The organism is Microbacterium paulum (assembly GCF_015707995.1).
Lineage (GTDB): Bacteria > Actinomycetota > Actinomycetes > Actinomycetales > Microbacteriaceae > Microbacterium > Microbacterium paulum.
The window spans coordinates 1-697 of record NZ_JAAGRY010000140.1; the positions used below are offsets into that span (position 1 = coordinate 1).

Annotated in this window: 1 protein-coding gene; it reads left to right on the top strand. The window is 74.0% G+C overall.

Annotated features, from left to right (window positions below):
- Positions 1–101 precede the first annotated feature (101 nt).
- Complete coding sequence (gene ruvX / locus G3N18_RS15825; protein WP_196385196.1) at positions 102–575, top strand: Holliday junction resolvase RuvX; 474 nt, start codon at positions 102–104, stop codon at positions 573–575.
- Positions 576–697: the final 122 nt, after the last annotated feature.

Genomic DNA, 697 nt, shown 5'->3' on the forward strand with positions numbered 1-697 from the left:
GGCGGCGGTCGTGACGACGTCGCGCAGGGCGGCGGCACGGATGCCGCGGCACTGCCCGCGGCGCTTCAGGCGGTCGTCCGGGCGCTCGAGGCCCCGACCGCGTGAGCGGCTTCCGTCGCGGCGTACGACTCGGCGTCGACGTCGGCAAGGCGCGGGTCGGGGTCGCGCGGTGCGACCCCGACGGGATGCTGGCCGTTCCCGTAGAGACGGTGCCGCGGAACGAGGCATCCGTCGCCCGCATCACGGCCCTCGCGAACGAGTACGACGCGTTCGAGGTGCTCGTCGGGCTGCCGGTGAGTCTCTCCGGGGGCGACACCGCCTCGACGGCCGACGCGCGCGCCTTCGCGGGCGAGCTCGCGACCGCGACCGGGCGGCCGGTTCGCCTGGTCGACGAGCGGTTGAGCACCGTCTCGGCGCACGCGGCGCTACGCGAAAGCGGGCGTTCTCAGCGATCGTCTCGTAGGATTGTCGACCAAGTCGCCGCGGTCGTTCTGCTTCAGCAGGCCATCGACGTCGAAAAGGGCACCGGTACCCCGGCCGGTGTGCTCATGTCAGACCCTCAGGAGCCCGCCTGATGCCCGAAACCCCGCCGAACGACGATCCGTTCGCGGAGCTCTTCAGCCGCCTGCCCACCGCACCGGCGCGGGATGCGGCGGCCTCGCGCACCGCGACGCCGGGCGCTGCCGCGACGCCCGCC